This window comes from Bacteroides sp. AF20-13LB, from assembly GCF_003603065.1.
In the GTDB taxonomy this organism is placed as follows: Bacteria; Bacteroidota; Bacteroidia; order Bacteroidales; family Bacteroidaceae; genus Bacteroides; species Bacteroides uniformis.
This window is the reverse complement of record NZ_QTMH01000004.1, coordinates 53,641-69,703: the sequence shown is the minus strand read 5'-3', so window position 1 is coordinate 69,703 and position 16,063 is coordinate 53,641. Positions and strand designations below refer to the sequence as shown.

Here is a 16,063-nt window from a genome sequence, read left to right as displayed (position 1 = left end):
AAAATATAAAGTGATGAAAGTTCTTTATTTAGGTTGCTTTTGTGAACCTACAATTTCTACATTTATAAAAGAATGTACAAAAGGGGTTATTACAGTAAGCGCAACTACATTTCAGAAAGCTCTTTTAGCGGGATGTAACGAGTGTGGTATAAGACCTGATTATATAGTGAATGTACCTGATATTGGTAGTTTCCCATTTCGTTGTAACAATTTGTTTTTTTCAAAATCTAAGTTTGAATATGCTTCAATAAAAGGGGTAAATGCATCTTTTTTTAATGTCACATATTTAAAAAAATGCAGTATATATCATACCATTATGAGAGAAGCCAAATTGTGGCTTAATAAAAATAGGGAGGAAAAAGTAACAATTTTAGTTTATTCTTTGATTTATCCTTATTTGAAAGCTGCTATTGATTTGAAAAAAATGTACCCAAATGTTCAAATTTGTTGTATCGTATTGGATTTGCCTGAATATTTTGGAGATAGCACTTCTTTATTGTACCGTTTTTTAGGTAATTTGGAAACTAAACGAATATATTCATTAGTACCCTCTGTTGATTCCTTTGTTCTTCTTACCAAGTATATGAGAGAAAAACTTAATGTTGGTTTACGTCCCAGCTTACTCTTAGAAGGAATATATAATCCAGTATGTATAGTTCCTCAGAAAAAGCGGAAAAAAACTATTTTATATACAGGCAAGCTAGACATTCGTTTCGGGATTAGAGATTTAATCAAAGCTTTTAACGATATTGATGATTCAGAATTTGTTTTGTGGATATGTGGATTTGGACTTGATAGAATCTTTGTTGAAGAAGCTGCAAAAAAAGATAAGAGAATAATATATTGGGGAGTTGTAGAACAGAAGCATGTTTTTGAAATGCAACAACAAGCTACATTGTTAGTTAACCCTCGTAAAGGGCATGAAGAATATACCAAATATTCATTTCCATCAAAAACAATGGAGTATATGGCTTCGGGTACTCCAACTATAATGTATAAACTTCCAGGATTACCTATAGAATATGAAGAATACCTTGTTCTATTACCAGATAATTCACAAGAAACATTGACTGCTATTTTAAAACAATGGGGAAGTAAAACACAAGCAGAACTATATGAGTTTGGAGAGAAGGCGAAACGGTTTATATTAGAGAATAAAAATTCTGAGATTCAGGCCAGTCGACTAATGAATTTTATAAAACATAGCTAAGGTGTGAAAAGAATTTTATTTTATTCGAGTGTGAATTCACTTGAGTTATTTAAGACTCAGAAATTCTATCAGATAGATATATCAATATTGAAAGATTTAGGATATGACGTTTTACTATCTAATCGAATATTCGATAGCCTTTTATTTTGGAAATATGATATTCTGTTTTCTTATTTCTATCGATATTCATTTTTTGCTGCATTGTTAGCAAAATGTTTTGGTAAAAAAACATATTTTACAGGAGGTATTGACTCTTTGGATTCGGATTATGCATCTGCTTTTAATTATAAAATACAAGCATTGTTTTTTAAACTTTGTTATTGGGTGGCTGATTCTTGTATAATTGTGTCGCAATCAGATTTGAAAAACATCTTTAAGGTATCATCATTAAAGAAAAAATTGAGTTATAGCGAGCATGTTATTAACACAAAACTTTTTATTGCTGATGTTCCAAAAGAAAAGATATTTACTTCTATAGTTTGGATGGGAGATGAAGGTAATGTGGTAAGAAAGGGGGTGGATAAGGCTTTACAAATTTTTGCTGAATTGAAAAAAATACCGGAGTTTGTTGATTATCGATTTGTAATTATAGGCAGAAAAGGAGAAGGAGAAGTCTTGGTTCGGTCAATAATAGATAAATATAATTTGAAAGGCTCAGTTGAATTGAAAGGAGAAGTGTCTGAAGAGGATAAAATTAATCTTTTGAAACAATCTAAATATTATTTTCAACTTTCATTGTATGAGGGATTTGGTTTAGCTGCATTGGAGGCATTATGTGCTAATAATATCATAATTCATTCAGGAAAGGGTGGTTTGGCTAATCCTATTTATAAAGAACAGTTGTTGTTTGACATAGATAATGATTTCGATAGTGAATTGCTTAAATTGGTTAATAAATTAGCTTGTTTTACTCCAATAACTTCATATGATAATCTTCTAGAATATTATGATATTCAAAGGCGAAAAGATGATTTTGAAGCTATAATAGTTAATGGGAAAAGCAATTATAAATTAAAATAGTTATGTCTATATTCAAAGACAAAATTTTATTAATCACTGGCGGTACCGGTTCCTTCGGTAACGCCGTATTGCGTCGTTTCCTCGATTCAGATATCAAGGAAATTCGCATCTTTAGCCGTGACGAGAAAAAGCAGGATGACATGCGTCATCACCTGCAGAATCCGAAAGTGAAATTTTACATTGGTAATGTCCGTGACCGCCAGTCTGTGGACGGTGCCATGATGGGAGTGGATTATGTGTTTTCCGCCGCCGCCTTGAAGCAGGTTCCCAGTTGCGAGTTCTTTCCGTTGCAGGCTGTGCAGACCAATGTGATCGGTACCGACAATGTACTGGAATCCGCCATAGCGCATGGTGTAAAGAATGTAGTAGTGCTTTCTACCGACAAGGCTGCCTATCCCATCAATGCCATGGGCATCAGCAAGGCCATGATGGAGAAGGTTGCCATAGCCAAGGGCCGTGCGTTGGGTGAGGAAGCCGGCACAACCATCTGCTGTACCCGTTACGGCAATGTGATGGCAAGCCGCGGTTCTGTAATTCCCTTGTGGGTGGAGCAGATAAAGAACGGCAGGCCCATTACGGTAACGGATCCTAACATGACCCGCTTCATGATGACGCTGGACGATGCCGTGGATCTGGTAATCTATGCGTTTGAGCACGGACATAACGGTGACCTGTTCGTGCAGAAGGCTCCTGCCGCCACCTTGGATGTACTGGCGCAGGCCTTGAAGGAAACATACGCGCAGGTTGATCCGAAATACGGTGAGACGGAGGTGAAGACCATCGGCACGCGCCACGGCGAGAAACTGTATGAGACACTGGTAACCCGCGAAGAGATGGCAAAGGCTGTCGACATGGGCGACTACTACCGCATCCCCTGCGACACCCGTGATCTGAACTATGACAAGTTCTTCACGGAAGGCAATGAGGATATTGCCCGTATAGAGGACTATCACAGCCATAACACTGCCCGCCTGGATGTGGAGGGCATGAAAAAGCTTCTTTTGAAACTCCGCTTCATCCGCGAAGACCTCGGAATGGAGGAAAAGGCGAAGAGCGCGGAAATCAAGAGTGAATAAGTCTTTAATTTGAATAATACAACAGGAAAGAAAGAGGGAATGTATTGTTCCTTTAGAAAAAAAAACTATCTTTGCCATATTGAAACTAATAATTGAGAATATGGCAGCAACAGTATTAAATTCAGTTCAACAACATCTTTTGAAGATGTTTGCTTTTGATGGTTCGGAGGAGCGATTGAATGAAGTTAAAGAAGTGTTGACCAAATATTTTTCTCAGAAGTTAGATGACCGCTTGAATGACTTATGGGATTCGGGAGTTTTAAACCAAGAAAAACTTGATGAACTGAGAAAAATTGATGTCCGTACACTTCCGAAGAGATGAATAGAATTGTATTAGATACAAATAGCTTGATACAGTGCATTTCTCCCAAAAGCAGGTACCGTAAGATTTGGGATTGCTTTTTGGATGGAACGAATCAGTTATGCGTTTCTGATGAAATTCTTAATGAATATGAGGAAATATTAGAACGTTTGGCAGGTGTGGAAATAGCTAAGCTGGTGATTGATGTCATTCTCAATAATCCTTATACTTTGTTCTTTACTCCTTATTATAACTTCAATCTGATAAAATCAGATCCGGATGATAATAAGTTTGTGGACTGTGCAATTGTGGCTAATGCCAAGTTTATTGTTACGGAAGATCATCATTTTCATATATTGAAGCAATATAATTTCCCAAAAGTAAGTTTTATAGGTTTGGATGATTTCTGTCATTCACTATGAATATCTTCTCTTTTCTGTGACAAACAGAACCCATTAGTTTATGAAAATCTTAGTGACCGGCTCCCGAGGGTTTGTCGGCCGGAACCTTGTATCCCAGCTGCACAACATCCGTGACGGGAAAGCCCGTAATTACGGCATTGCAGGTGAGGAACTTACTATTTACGAGTATGACATGGACAGTGACCCTGCCGAACTGGATGTCTATTGCAGACAAGCTGACTTTGTCTTCAATCTGGCAGGCGTGAACCGTCCCCAGGATGCGTCTGAGTTTATGAAAGGGAACTTCGGCTTCACCTCCACGCTGCTTGATACATTGAAGAAGCACGGCAATACCAGTCCGGTAATGATTTCCTCTTCCACGCAGGCCGCACTCGACAACCCTTACGGTGAATCGAAACGGGCAGGGGAGCAACTGTTGTTCGAGTACTCCAGGGAAACGGGAGCAAAGGTACTGGTGTACCGCTTCCCGAATGTTTTCGGCAAATGGTGCCGCCCCAACTATAACAGCGCGGTGGCCACTTTCTGCAACAACATCGCCCATGACCAGCCCATCCGGGTGAACGACCCTTCGGTGGTGATGCACCTGGTTTACATAGACGATGTGGTGGACGAGCTTATCTCTGCCCTGAGCGGCATGGAACACCGCAACGGGGATTATTGCGAAGTACCCGTAGTACATACCATTACCTTGGGCGGCATTGTGGAACTGATAAGGTCTTTCAGGCAAATGCCCGGTACCTTGTCCGTCCCGGATTTGAGCGATGCCTTTACAAAGAAACTCTATTCCACATACCTCTCATACCTGCCTGAAGAACGGTTCAGCTATCCCCTGAAGATGAATGTGGACGACCGCGGCAGTTTTACGGAGATTATCCGTACTTCCGACCGCGGGCAGTTCTCGGTGAACATCTCCAAGCCGGGCGTTACGAAAGGCCAGCACTGGCACCATACCAAGAACGAGAAGTTTGTGGTGGTGAGCGGACACGGTCTGATACAGCTCCGCAAGATAGGTACGGAGGAGGTTGTCAGCTTCGAGGTAAGCGGCGGGAGGATGGAGGTCGTGGAGATGATTCCCGGCTATACGCACAATATCGTCAACCTTTCGGAAACGGAAGACCTGGTGACCTTCATGTGGTGCAACGAGTGTTTCGACCCGGCACGTCCGGACACTTATTCTGAAAAAGTCTGAAACGAGTTAAAGAATATAGGAACAGATGGAACTAAAATTGGATTATTCGCAAGTCAGGTTTCAGGAGAACGGCAGACTGAAACTTCTGATTATAGTGGGCACCCGTCCGGAAATCATCCGCTTGGCGGCTGTCATCAACAAATGCCGCAGTTATTTTGACTGTCTTCTGGCCCACACCGGCCAGAATTACGACTATAACCTGAACGGTGTCTTCTTCCGTGACCTGAAGCTGAAAGCCCCCGATGTGTATATGGATGCCGTCGGTGATGACCTCGGTGCCACGATGGGGAATATTATCAACGCCAGCTACAAGCTGATGGTGCAGGTGAAACCTGATGCTGTGCTGGTGTTGGGAGACACGAACTCCTGCCTGAGCGTGATAGGCGCGAAACGTCTGCATATCCCCATCTTCCATATGGAGGCAGGCAACCGCTGCTTTGACGAGTGCCTGCCTGAGGAGACCAACCGCCGTATTGTGGACGTCATTTCCGATGTGAACCTCTGCTATTCGGAGCATGCCCGCAGATACCTGAACGCTTCGGGCGTGGCGAAAGAACGTACATACGTAACCGGTTCGCCCATGGCGGAAGTCCTGCATGAGAATTTGTCCGAAATAGAGTCTAGCGATATTCATCAGAGGTTGCATCTCCAGAAAGGTAAATACATCCTGCTTTCCGCGCACCGGGAAGAGAACATTGACACGGAGAAGAACTTCCTGTCCCTTTTCAGCGCGGTTAACGCTATGGCCGAGAAATATGACATGCCCATACTTTACAGTTGTCATCCCCGTAGCAGGAAACGTCTGGAATCAAGCGGCTTTGCACTTGACAGTCGTGTGATTCAGCATGAACCTCTCGGTTTCCACGACTACAACTGCCTGCAGATGAACGCCTATGCCGTTGTGAGTGACAGCGGTACTCTGCCTGAGGAGAGCAGTTTCTTCACTTCTGTGGGGCATCCTTTCCCTGCTGTATGCATCCGTACCAGTACGGAGCGTCCCGAGGCTCTTGACAAGGGTATCTTTGTCCTTGCCGGCATTGATGGGAAATCCTTGCTTCAGGCTGTAGATACTGCCGTGGAGATGAATAGGAATGAGGACGATGGCCTGCCGGTGCCCAATTATACGGATGAGAATGTATCGGCCAAGGTTGTGAAGTTGATTCAGAGCTATACGGGGGTGGTGAACAAGATGGTTTGGAGAAAATAATGGTGAGACATGCCTAAGAAAATCTTGATACATAGCCTGATTTTCAGTCCGGATGGAGTTTCGACAGCCTATCTTTATAATGATATTGCTCTGAAATTCCAAGAAAACGGTTATGAAGTATTGGTATTGACAACTACGCCTCATTACAATGTTGTGGAATCACAACTGGCAGTACAACCTCTGAAATGGAAGGTTTGGGGGATTTGTAAAGAAAGCTGTTTTCATGGAATCAGAGTTCTTCATGTACCCCAGAAGAAATTCAGAAATACATTTCTGCGTGTCCTGGGATTTGTCTATTGGCATATTATCTCTTTCCTGATTGGTTTGTTCCAGAGAAATATAGATGTCATACTGTCACCTTCCCCTCCTTTGACTATCGGTGTAATAAACATTTGGCTGGCGAAAATCAAGGGATGTAAAACCATATATAATGTGCAGGAAATATATCCTGACATCTTGAAACGAAAGGACGGGCTTGTTATAGAACAGCTACGTAGGATGGAACGGTATGTTTATAATAACTCAACGGCCGTAACGACAATAGACCAGGTTTTTTATAATGTAATAGCCGGAAGGTTTAAGGATAAGTCCAAGCTTTGTATAATACCTAATTTTGTAGATACAGAATTGTATAATTCTCAAGGTGGAAATGTAGAATGTCTGAATCCCCATTTTTTCCCTGCCACAGATTCTTTGAAATTGCTTTATGCCGGGAATATTGGTTATGCCCAAGATTGGGAGCCCTTAATTTGTCTGGCAGAAAAGACGAAAGGGGTTTCCATTGAATACTTTATAATCGGTGAGGGAGTCATGAAACCCGTTCTTGAGGAGAAAGTACGTGAGTTGGAGCTGGATAATGTGCATATTTTGCCCTATCAGCCCAGAAGTTTGATGCCGTCCATTCTTGCCTATTCAGACATCCAGTTTATTTTCATGAACCCTGAGATGGAGATGCAGGGATTCCCTTCCAAGGTTTATACAATCATGGCATGTGGTAGGCCTTTATTGGTCTGCTCGGGAAAGGATACGCCTATCATCAACTTCCTGCAGGAACATGGCTGTGCAAAATTGATTACAGAGAAGAGTTTGGAAAAGAAGGTGGGAGAAATGGCGGACTGGCTGAATTCCGTCTCAAAAAGCGAACTGGCTTTACTGGGTCGAAATGGTGTAGAGGTGATTAAGCGATTATATTCCAAGGATGTGGTAACTCAAAAATATGTAGACTTAGTTGAAGCTTTATGAACATACGATATTTATCAATCAATTATTAGGATATCTTGATATTCCCGGGTATCTTTGTAGAAAGATTGGATTCATGAAGAAGAACAAGCCATATAAGGAACAAGAACCGATGGTGCCGAATGTTGGTGAACCGGTAGTTGTATATACGGGTAATGAGAATAATCCGAATATCGTTACGGAAGGACGTGATGACATTAGGCATGCTATTTCCGGTGAAGAATTATTGGATAGGCTTTGCCCTCGTATAAAGGCTTTGTTTGGATGAGAGTCGTATTCGCTCCCGAAGTAGAGGAGGATTTGTATGGGCTTATAAAAATACTTGTTGAGAAGGAGTATTTGGGTACTTATCCTTTTGCTATTTCTTATGTAGAAGAACTGATAGCTGATATTCAACAGAACATTCATTCTAAATTAAAAAAGAAAGCGCCCGCTTTTTTTGAACGTTATGGTAAGGATATGTATTACATCACTTACCAACGTAATTCTAATACAACGTGGTATATTTTTTTCTCTGTCATCGGAGATACTTATTTTATCAAATACATAACCAATAACCACGTTTCCGGTCAGTATATTTTTTAGCATATTTCAATGAACATACTCGTCACTGGAATCCACGGCTTTGTGGGTTCCAATCTCGTTGTTGCCCTAAAGGAACGTCATAGCCTTTACGGGCTGGATATTGTTGCTCCTGAAAAGGAGGGGGTGGTAAAGACTTTCTCCTGGAAGGATATTGAACCAGCTTCTTTTCCGATGCGGAATCTTCCTGAATTCGATGCCATTATTCATCTGGCTGGTAAAGCCCATGACACGAAGAACCGGTCTGCTGCCCAAGCCTATTTTGATATCAATATGGGATTGACTCAAAAGATATTTGATTTCTTTCTGGAATCGTCTGCGAAGAAGTTCGTATTCTTCAGTTCTGTGAAAGCCGCTGCAGACAGTGTGGTGGGTGATATGCTGACTGAAGATGTGGTGCCTGCTCCGGTAGGGCCTTATGGGGAAAGTAAGATAGCTGCCGAGAATTACATCCTTGACAAGTTGAAGGTTGAGAATGGGAAATTGAAAGCTAATCCTTATGATGACAAGCAGGTTTATATCCTGCGTCCCTGCATGATTCATGGTTCCGGCAATAAAGGCAATCTGAATCTTCTTTATAATGTGGTGAGGAAAGGTGTTCCCTGGCCTTTAGGGGCTTTTGAGAACAGAAGGTCTTTTACTTCAATAGACAATCTCTGCTACGTGGTGGAAGGTCTTTTGACCAAGGAGGTGGCGAGTGGTATCTACCACATGGGAGATGACGAAGCCTTGTCCACAAATGAACTGATAACTTTGATGTGTCGGGCTTTGGAGCGTAAGCCGCATATCTGGAAGATAAACAGAGGACTGATGGAGTTCTGTGCTCGGCTTGGGACTCTGCTCCATTTGCCTTTGAATACAGAGCGTCTGCGCAAGTTGACAGAGAATTATGTGGTGAGTAATGCGAAAATAAAGGCTGCCCTGGGAATTGACAGAATGCCGGTGAGGGCAGAGGAGGGGATAGTGAGAACGATAAAATCGTTCTCAAATTAAAAGTTAAGAATTAAAAATTGATAATTAAAAATTAAAGAGGAAAATACTGTTATGTATTATCTGTTAATATTGGTTCTGCTGTTTTTGGCAGAACTTTTTTATTTTAAGGTGGCTGATAGGTGTAATATCATCGACAAGCCCAATGAGCGGAGTTCCCATACGAAAGTGACTTTACGCGGTGGTGGGATTATTTTCTATTTCGGAGCGTTGGCCTATTTCCTGACGAGTGGCTTTGAATATCTTTGTTTCCTGCTTGCCTTGACACTGGTGACGTTCATCAGCTTCGTGGACGATATAAAATCCACCGGACAGATGACAAGGCTGCTTTTTCATTTCTCTGCTATGGCTATGATGTTTTATCAGTGGGGACTGTTCTCCTTGTCCTGGTGGTGGATAGTCATAGCCTTGATAGTCTGTACGGGTATCATCAATGCCTACAACTTTATGGATGGCATTAACGGCATAACCGGTGGTTATTCTCTGGTTATTCTTGCTGCGTTGGCCTATATCAATAAGGAGGTGGTTACTTTTGTGGAAGCGGATTTCATCTATACCGTTATCTGTTCCGTTCTAGTTTTCTGTTTCTTCAATTTCCGCAAGCGTGCCAAATGCTTTGCCGGTGATGTGGGTTCGGTGAGCATTGCCTTTATCCTTCTTTTCCTGATAGGCAGGCTCATCATTGAAACGGAAGATTTCAGTTGGATAGTCCTTTTATCCGTTTATGGTGTGGATAGTGTACTGACTATCATTCACCGCCTGATGCTTCATGAGAATATCGGGCTGCCGCATCGCAAACATCTGTATCAGATTATGGCGAATGAGCTGAAGATTCCTCATGTCATAGTCTCTTTGGCCTATATGACAATACAGACTCTTATAATAGTAGGATATATTTATTGTCAACGGTATGGTTATATCTTTTTGATAGGGTGTATCTTACTGTTGAGCGCAATATACGTACTCTTCATGAAAAAGTACTTTTCAAGACATGTCTCTTGAATTACTTTCCCATTACCAAAAGTAATCTTTAATCGGGATATTGGAGTATTGCTTTCCGAATCATTGGTTACTTGGTACAGTTTCTTTGCTGCTTCAAGAAATCTTGGAAATAATGTTCCCCACTGGTTGTTGACAACAATTTTTGTTCCGTCTGCTAATAAAATAATTTCATCAGGCTTAAGAAAGTAACGTTTCTTTAAATCGGGATGAGATTTGATTTTTTCTTGGACTTCTATCAAGGTACGTATTACACCTAATACTTTCAAATTATAGTCATAAAAAATGAATCGGGCGGTGTACAATAAAAACAAATAGTCCCGGATTCTTGACAAAGAATCCGGGACTATTTGTTTTTATCGTTTTTGAGAGGCTTTACTTAGCCGGCTTCAGCCATTTGTCCAGCCATTCAAAGAAGGTACGTTGCCACAGCACGCCATTCTGAGGTTTCAGTACCCAGTGGTTTTCGTCCGGATAGATAAGCAGTTCGGCAGGAACGCCACGCATCACGGCTGCATCGAAGGCGGCCATTGCCTGGTTGGCAAGGATGCGGAAGTCCTTCTCTCCGTGGATGCAGAGGATAGGGGTGTCCCATTTGTCGACGAAGAGATGCGGGGAGTTGGCAAAAGTGCGTTGTGCCGTAGCGTTGTTCTTTTCCCAATAAGCGCCGCCCATATCCCAGTTGGCAAACCATTTCTCTTCCGTTTCCAGATATTGCATTTCCATGTTGAAGATACCGTCGTGTGCGATGAATGCCTTGAAGCGTTTGTCATGGTGTCCGGCAAGCCAATATACGGAAAAACCTCCGAAGCTGGCACCTACGCAACCCAGGCGGTCTTTGTCAACGAAAGGTTCCTGGGCCATTTCGTCAATGGCAGTGAAGTAGTCCTTCATGCACTGGCCGCCATAATCACCGCTGATGGCTTCGTTCCACTCTACACCGAAGCCCGGAAGACCACGACGGTTGGGAGCTACAATGATATAATCGTTTGCTGCCATAATCTGGAAATTCCAACGGTAGCTCCAGAACTGGCTGACGGGACTCTGAGGACCACCTTCACAGAAGAGGAGGGTGGGGTACTTCTTGTTAGGGTCGAACTGCGGAGGATAAATCACCCAGGTCAGCATCTGCTTGCCGTCGGTGGTCTTCATCCAGCGGGCTTCCACTTTACCCATCTCCAGCTGGTCGTAAATCTGCTTGTTCTCTGTGGTCAGTTGCACTGCTTCTGCAAAAGCGTCGCCGTTACGTGCACTGTTTACGGCATAGATTTCGTCGCCCATGCTCATGGAATGGCGTTTGGCGATAATCTTGTCTCCGCAAAGGGCAAGCGAAGCATAGTCGTACATGCCGTCGGTGAGCTGGGTAAGCTTGTCGTTTCCGGCAAGGTCGATGTTGTAAATCTGTGTCTCGCCATGCCATACACCGATGAAGTAGATGCTCTGGGAATCTTTGTTCCACAAGAAGGCGTCCACGTTCGATTCGAAAGCTTTGCTTACAAAACGTTTCTCGCCGGTCTCGAGGTTCATGATAAACAAGCGGTTCAAGTCGGCTTCGTAGCCGTCACGCTCCATGCTCTGCCAGGCGATGTATTTGCCGTCGGGAGAGTATTGGGGATTCGTATCATATCCCTTGTTTTCTTCCGTGATGTTTTTGGTTTCCTTGGAGGCAAGGTCGTAGATATAAATGTCGGAGTTGGTGGAAATGGCATACGCCAGTCCGGTTTTCTTACGGCATGTATAGGCCACCTTATCAGAAGACGGGCTCCATGCCAGCTGCTCGATACCGCCCCAGGGCTTCATCGGGCTTTCGTATGGCTCTCCCTCAAGAATATCAGTGACATTGCTGATGGCATTGCCGTCGAAATCGGCAACGAATGGATGGGGAGCAGTAGTCACCCATTCGTCCCAATGCTTGTACATCAGGTCGGTAACGATGATGCCGGTGGCTTTAGGAAGGTCCGGATGTTTGTCTGCCGTACTCTTCACGGTCTTTACCTGGGCAATGAAAAGGAGTTTCTTGCCGTCGGGCGAGAAAGAGAACCCTTCGATGTCTCCCTCGTATTGGGTCAGCTGCTTGCGTCCGCTGCCGTCGGGATTCATTTCCCATACCTGGCTGCTGCCGCTTTCGTTGCAAAGGAAGGCAAGCTTCTTGCCGTCCTTGAACCATGTGGGCTGTCCTTCTTGCCAGGCGTCATGCGTTATCTGGGTATTGTCACTACCGTCGGCATTCATGACGAAGACTTCGCTGTTACTCTTGTTCTGGGGCACGCTGTAATAGGATACCGTGTAGGCAATTTGCTTTTCGTCGGGGGATACGGCCACACTGCCGATGCGTCCCATCGCCCAGAGTGCCTCGGGTGTCATACGCTTTCCTTCAATCTTGATGTCCGACCGCTGGATGAGCGTTGCTGCGTCCTGCTGCTGTCCGGCATCTTTTGTGCCTCCGCAAGAGGCCAATGTCATGGCTGCTGACATAAGTAGTAGATTTACTTGTTTCATATATGCTTTTTGTTTCAGTTATTTTAATGCAAAGATACTAAATTTTCCTTCCTTGCCAATTTCCACGTTTGATATATAGCCAGCAGAAAATGAGAATAAAGCTGGAATAAACCATTTCCGAGGTCCAGCAGATGGCCACGTCGAGTTGCAGAATCAGAATAATGTAGGTGATATAGGCTGTGTAGATGACCAGCGTAGCCATCTCCAACCCCCATGCCGTACGCGTGTTGCCGGTTCCGGAAACTGCCTGGAAATAGACATTGGCAGGAACCAGGAACAGATAGGTGGAGCACATCACCCAGAGCGAATGTACGGCAGCGTCCTGCAGGTCGGGTATGTCGGTATAAATTCCCAGAATCAGCTTGGGGAACACCGCGAAAAGCAATGCCAGCGGAAGTACGAAGACGTAGGCTATGCGTACGTGCTGCCGGATGGTGCCTGCCACGCAATCGGAGTGGCCTGCACCGATGAGATTGCTGACCAGTGACCCGCAGGTAGAGGCAAACGCCATGAGTACCATGAACAGTATGCCGGACACGTTGCGGACAATGTTGGTCACTGCCAGCGAGCGCTCTCCCAAATGCTCCACATAAAGGAAGAAAAGGAACCAGGTGGAGAGGGAGAAGAAATTCTGTATCATGGTCCAGAAAGAGACGTTCAGCATCCGTTTCAATACGTCCAGCCGGAACTTAGGAATACGATCCAGCCCGTACTTGCGGCAGTCGATGCGGCTGCGGGTATAGAGGATGAAGAATAACAGCGAAACCAGCTCGGCCAGTGAGGAGCCGATGGCGGCTCCGGCAATGCCGAGCGCTGGGAAACCGAATTTACCGAAAATCAGGATATAGTTGAATACGACATTGCTCAACACCATGACGATGGAGTTCAGTGTCAGTGTCTTGGTCTGGGTGGTTCCCAAGAAAAAGGCACGGAACATGACTGCGCTGAACGAGAAGAAGGCACCGAATACACGCCAATGCAGGTAGCTGGTGGCTGCTTCGTAGATATGTTCCGAAGCGACGATGCGTTTCAGGATAATCGGTGAGAAGCAATAGGATAGCAGGAACATGACTGCCGCCATTCCGACTTGGAAATAGATGCCCTGATAGAACAAGTCACCGATTTCCTTATACTGCCGTTCGCCGTTGCGCCGGGCAATGAGTATCTGTGCCCCGATGCTGAAACCGAAGGCAACCATGAAGATGACCATGTAGAAGACACCGGCGATGGCAGATGCTCCCAGTTCGACTTCGCCCACACGCCCGAGGAAGGCAGTGTCCGTCATACCTATCAGTTGCTCCATAAGGAGGCTGATTAGGATGGGGTAGGCTATAAGCCAGATCTGTTTGTAGGTGTATTTAGTCTGCATAATTTAGAGTCTGTGAATTTTTTCGTTGGTGTAAGGATAAGAAAGCCGGGCAAATGTCATTGTCCGGCTTTCTGCAAAAGAATATCTTGAACGGTAGTCTTACTACTTTTTGTTCTGTCTCTCTTTCATCATCTGTTCCTGCTGTTTCTGCATGGCTTCCAGACGGGCGGCGAAACCGGTTTTCTTCATCTTCTTCGGGTCTTTCTTGTTGGCTTCCAACTGAGCAAGAAGGGCTTCCTCATTGGTTGTCTTGCGCATGATGAGCGTTGTTACCACACTGATTAACGTAGAGATGAAGTAGTAATAGTTCAATCCCGAAGGATAGTCGTTCAATATGAAGAGGAACATGATAGGCATCAGGTATGACATCCACTTCATGGCAGCCATCTGCGGATTGGCACCCGTATCCTGTTGCTGCATCATGTACTTCGTGTTCAATATGTTGGTAACCGTCATCAGCAGGCAGAACAAGCTGAGGTGGCTTCCCAGGAACGGGATATGGAACGGGAAGTTGATGAACGCATCGTAAGTGGAAAGGTCGTCTGCCCACAAGAAGCTCTGCTGGCGGAGTTCAATGGCACTCGGCACGAACATGAACAAGGCCATCAAGATAGGGAACTGTATCAGCATCGGCAGACATCCGCCCATCGGACTGACTCCGTACTGGCTGTAGAGGCCCATCACTTCCTGCTGCTTCTTCATGGCATCTTCCTGCTTGGGGTACTTCTTGTTTATCTCGTCGATTTTCGGTTTCAGTACGCGCATCTTGGCGGATGACATGTAGGTTTTCCACGTTGCGGGGAATACTACAGCTTTTACGATTAACGTCATAAACAACAGTACGATACCCATGCTCAACCCCCAACTGGACAACCAGTCGAAGATGTTGATGGTGAACCATTTGTTTATCCAGCGGATGAGCGGCCAGCCCAGATAGACCAGACGGTTCAGCTCCCACTTCTCGTCACGCCCCTTGTCGAGTGCGGTCAGAGTCTTGTAGTGATTGGGGCCGAAGTAGAAGAACAGCTGGGTAGGTTCCTTGCCGGCAGGGTCGAACTTCGTGCTCATCTCCGCAGAATAGTCCTTAATGTAGCCGCTGCCTTGAGTCTCCATCTTGGAACTCAGTTTGGTCTTTTCAAAGTCGGCATCTGCCAAAAATACTGAAGAGAAGAATTGGTTCTTGAAAGCAATCCAGTCCAGGCGTTCCGGAACTTCCTTTTCGTCGTTCTTGTTGGCGGACAGATAATCGGTACCCTCTCCGGTGATTTTGTAAGTCAGTTCAGCCAGACGGTTCTCGTAGGTGTAACCCTTCTCTATCTGACGGGCACGTTGTGACCACTCGATGTCCACATAATTGTTGGTAGCCGCCAGCTTACCTTCCATATTGACTGCCTGGATAGTAAAGTCTATCAGGTATGTGTCATTGTGCATGCGATATGTAAAGTCGATATAGCTGTTGCTGTCTGCCGACAAACGCATGGTGACGGTACTGTCCGTACGGTTTACTGCGGTGAAATAATAGTCTTCCGTCTGGATAGTCTCTTTCTTGTTGTAAAAGAGGAAATTCATGGAAGCGTCGTTGCCGCTGAACAGTGTGACGGGAGTCGTCTTGTCTTGTCCCATGTATTCCTTCAGCGTGGCCGAAGCTATGCGTCCGCCTTTTGTATCTACGGTTATTTCTGCCAGGTTGTTCTGGATGGTTACCTGCGAGTTGGTTCCTTGACGGGCGTCGAAGAAGAGGGCAGTGGAGTCAACGCTTGCTTCCGCTCCGCTTTCGTTGGCCAGGGCTGCTTCCGCCTTGGCTTTCAAGTCGGCTTCGCGCTGTTGCACCTGGGCTATGGAGTCGTAGTAACGTTGCTGTGCTTCCAACTGCTCCTGGCTGGGACGGCTCAGAAAGCTGAAACCTACTAACAATATCGCTATCAGAACAAGACCTGTGATGGTATTTTTATCCATTCTT

Annotated in this window: 15 protein-coding genes; 12 read left to right on the top strand and 3 right to left on the bottom strand. The window is 44.6% G+C overall.

Annotation, left to right across the window (positions count from 1 at the left end; genetic code table 11):
- Positions 1–13 precede the first annotated feature (13 nt).
- The 12 genes from DWX62_RS05290 (at position 14) to DWX62_RS05235 (ending at position 10,238) form a co-directional block, all read left to right on the top strand.
- The gene (locus DWX62_RS05290; protein ID WP_005829189.1) at positions 14–1,210 is read left to right on the top strand and encodes a glycosyltransferase; all 1,197 of its coding nucleotides are present in this window, start codon (positions 14–16) and stop codon (positions 1,208–1,210) included.
- A 3-nt stretch (positions 1,211–1,213) separates the two neighbouring features.
- Positions 1,214–2,230, top strand: a complete 1,017-nt coding sequence (locus DWX62_RS05285; protein WP_034525763.1) for a glycosyltransferase — start codon at positions 1,214–1,216, stop codon at positions 2,228–2,230.
- Between the two features lie 2 nt (positions 2,231–2,232).
- Entirely contained in the window at positions 2,233–3,306 is a 1,074-nt protein-coding gene (locus tag DWX62_RS05280) for a polysaccharide biosynthesis protein (protein WP_005829185.1), read from the top strand.
- Positions 3,307–3,406: 100 nt separating this feature from the next.
- Positions 3,407–3,628 (top strand): hypothetical protein, encoded by a 222-nt coding sequence (locus DWX62_RS05275; RefSeq protein WP_005829183.1) that lies wholly within the window; start codon positions 3,407–3,409, stop codon positions 3,626–3,628.
- Positions 3,625–4,029: a putative toxin-antitoxin system toxin component, PIN family gene (locus DWX62_RS05270; protein WP_005829181.1), complete on the top strand. Its 405-nt coding sequence runs from the start codon at positions 3,625–3,627 to the stop codon at positions 4,027–4,029. Before DWX62_RS05275 ends, DWX62_RS05270 begins: the two co-directional genes overlap by 4 nt.
- A gap of 40 nt (positions 4,030–4,069) precedes the next feature.
- Positions 4,070–5,218, top strand: coding sequence for a capsular polysaccharide biosynthesis protein CapF (locus tag DWX62_RS05265; RefSeq protein ID WP_005829179.1), 1,149 nt, complete (start codon positions 4,070–4,072; stop codon positions 5,216–5,218).
- A gap of 25 nt (positions 5,219–5,243) precedes the next feature.
- A complete protein-coding gene (gene wecB, locus DWX62_RS05260) occupies positions 5,244–6,425 on the top strand; it encodes a UDP-N-acetylglucosamine 2-epimerase (non-hydrolyzing) (protein ID WP_005829178.1) in 1,182 nt (393 codons plus the stop codon).
- Between the two features lie 9 nt (positions 6,426–6,434).
- Entirely contained in the window at positions 6,435–7,667 is a 1,233-nt protein-coding gene (locus DWX62_RS05255) for a glycosyltransferase family 4 protein (RefSeq protein ID WP_005829176.1), read from the top strand.
- A 73-nt stretch (positions 7,668–7,740) separates the two neighbouring features.
- A complete protein-coding gene (locus DWX62_RS05250) occupies positions 7,741–7,932 on the top strand; it encodes a hypothetical protein (protein ID WP_005836975.1) in 192 nt (63 codons plus the stop codon).
- Complete coding sequence (locus DWX62_RS05245; protein WP_005829173.1) at positions 7,929–8,249, top strand: hypothetical protein; 321 nt, start codon at positions 7,929–7,931, stop codon at positions 8,247–8,249. The genes DWX62_RS05250 and DWX62_RS05245 overlap by 4 nt, the downstream gene beginning before the upstream one ends.
- A 9-nt stretch (positions 8,250–8,258) precedes the next feature.
- Complete coding sequence (locus DWX62_RS05240; protein WP_005829171.1) at positions 8,259–9,239, top strand: NAD-dependent epimerase/dehydratase family protein; 981 nt, start codon at positions 8,259–8,261, stop codon at positions 9,237–9,239.
- A 51-nt stretch (positions 9,240–9,290) separates the two neighbouring features.
- Positions 9,291–10,238, top strand: a complete 948-nt coding sequence (locus DWX62_RS05235) for a glycosyltransferase family 4 protein (protein WP_120172629.1) — start codon at positions 9,291–9,293, stop codon at positions 10,236–10,238.
- A gap of 372 nt (positions 10,239–10,610) precedes the next feature.
- Here DWX62_RS05235 and DWX62_RS05230 read toward each other — a convergent pair whose 3' ends face one another.
- The 3 genes from DWX62_RS05230 to yidC form a co-directional block, all read right to left on the bottom strand.
- The gene (locus DWX62_RS05230; protein WP_120172628.1) at positions 10,611–12,734 is read right to left on the bottom strand and encodes a S9 family peptidase; all 2,124 of its coding nucleotides are present in this window, start codon (positions 12,732–12,734) and stop codon (positions 10,611–10,613) included.
- Between the two features lie 37 nt (positions 12,735–12,771).
- A complete protein-coding gene (locus DWX62_RS05225) occupies positions 12,772–14,103 on the bottom strand; it encodes an MATE family efflux transporter (RefSeq protein WP_008663540.1) in 1,332 nt (443 codons plus the stop codon).
- Positions 14,104–14,205: 102 nt separating this feature from the next.
- Positions 14,206–16,059 carry a membrane protein insertase YidC gene (gene yidC, locus DWX62_RS05220; RefSeq protein WP_008663542.1) on the bottom strand — a complete coding sequence of 618 codons (1,854 nt, stop codon included), beginning with the start codon at positions 16,057–16,059 and terminating at the stop codon, positions 14,206–14,208.
- Positions 16,060–16,063: the final 4 nt, after the last annotated feature.

Coding starts and splice junctions, on each gene's coding strand:
- DWX62_RS05290 (WP_005829189.1), top strand. CDS start 14: ATGAAAGTTCTTTATTTAGGTTGCTTTTGTGAACCTACAATTTCTACA.
- DWX62_RS05280 (WP_005829185.1), top strand. CDS start 2,233: ATGTCTATATTCAAAGACAAAATTTTATTAATCACTGGCGGTACCGGT.
- DWX62_RS05275 (WP_005829183.1), top strand. CDS start 3,407: ATGGCAGCAACAGTATTAAATTCAGTTCAACAACATCTTTTGAAGATG.
- DWX62_RS05270 (WP_005829181.1), top strand. CDS start 3,625: ATGAATAGAATTGTATTAGATACAAATAGCTTGATACAGTGCATTTCT.
- DWX62_RS05265 (WP_005829179.1), top strand. CDS start 4,070: ATGAAAATCTTAGTGACCGGCTCCCGAGGGTTTGTCGGCCGGAACCTT.
- wecB (WP_005829178.1), top strand. CDS start 5,244: ATGGAACTAAAATTGGATTATTCGCAAGTCAGGTTTCAGGAGAACGGC.
- DWX62_RS05255 (WP_005829176.1), top strand. CDS start 6,435: ATGCCTAAGAAAATCTTGATACATAGCCTGATTTTCAGTCCGGATGGA.
- DWX62_RS05250 (WP_005836975.1), top strand. CDS start 7,741: ATGAAGAAGAACAAGCCATATAAGGAACAAGAACCGATGGTGCCGAAT.
- DWX62_RS05245 (WP_005829173.1), top strand. CDS start 7,929: ATGAGAGTCGTATTCGCTCCCGAAGTAGAGGAGGATTTGTATGGGCTT.
- DWX62_RS05240 (WP_005829171.1), top strand. CDS start 8,259: ATGAACATACTCGTCACTGGAATCCACGGCTTTGTGGGTTCCAATCTC.
- DWX62_RS05235 (WP_120172629.1), top strand. CDS start 9,291: ATGTATTATCTGTTAATATTGGTTCTGCTGTTTTTGGCAGAACTTTTT.
- DWX62_RS05230 (WP_120172628.1), bottom strand. CDS start 12,734: ATGAAACAAGTAAATCTACTACTTATGTCAGCAGCCATGACATTGGCC.
- DWX62_RS05225 (WP_008663540.1), bottom strand. CDS start 14,103: ATGCAGACTAAATACACCTACAAACAGATCTGGCTTATAGCCTACCCC.
- yidC (WP_008663542.1), bottom strand. CDS start 16,059: ATGGATAAAAATACCATCACAGGTCTTGTTCTGATAGCGATATTGTTA.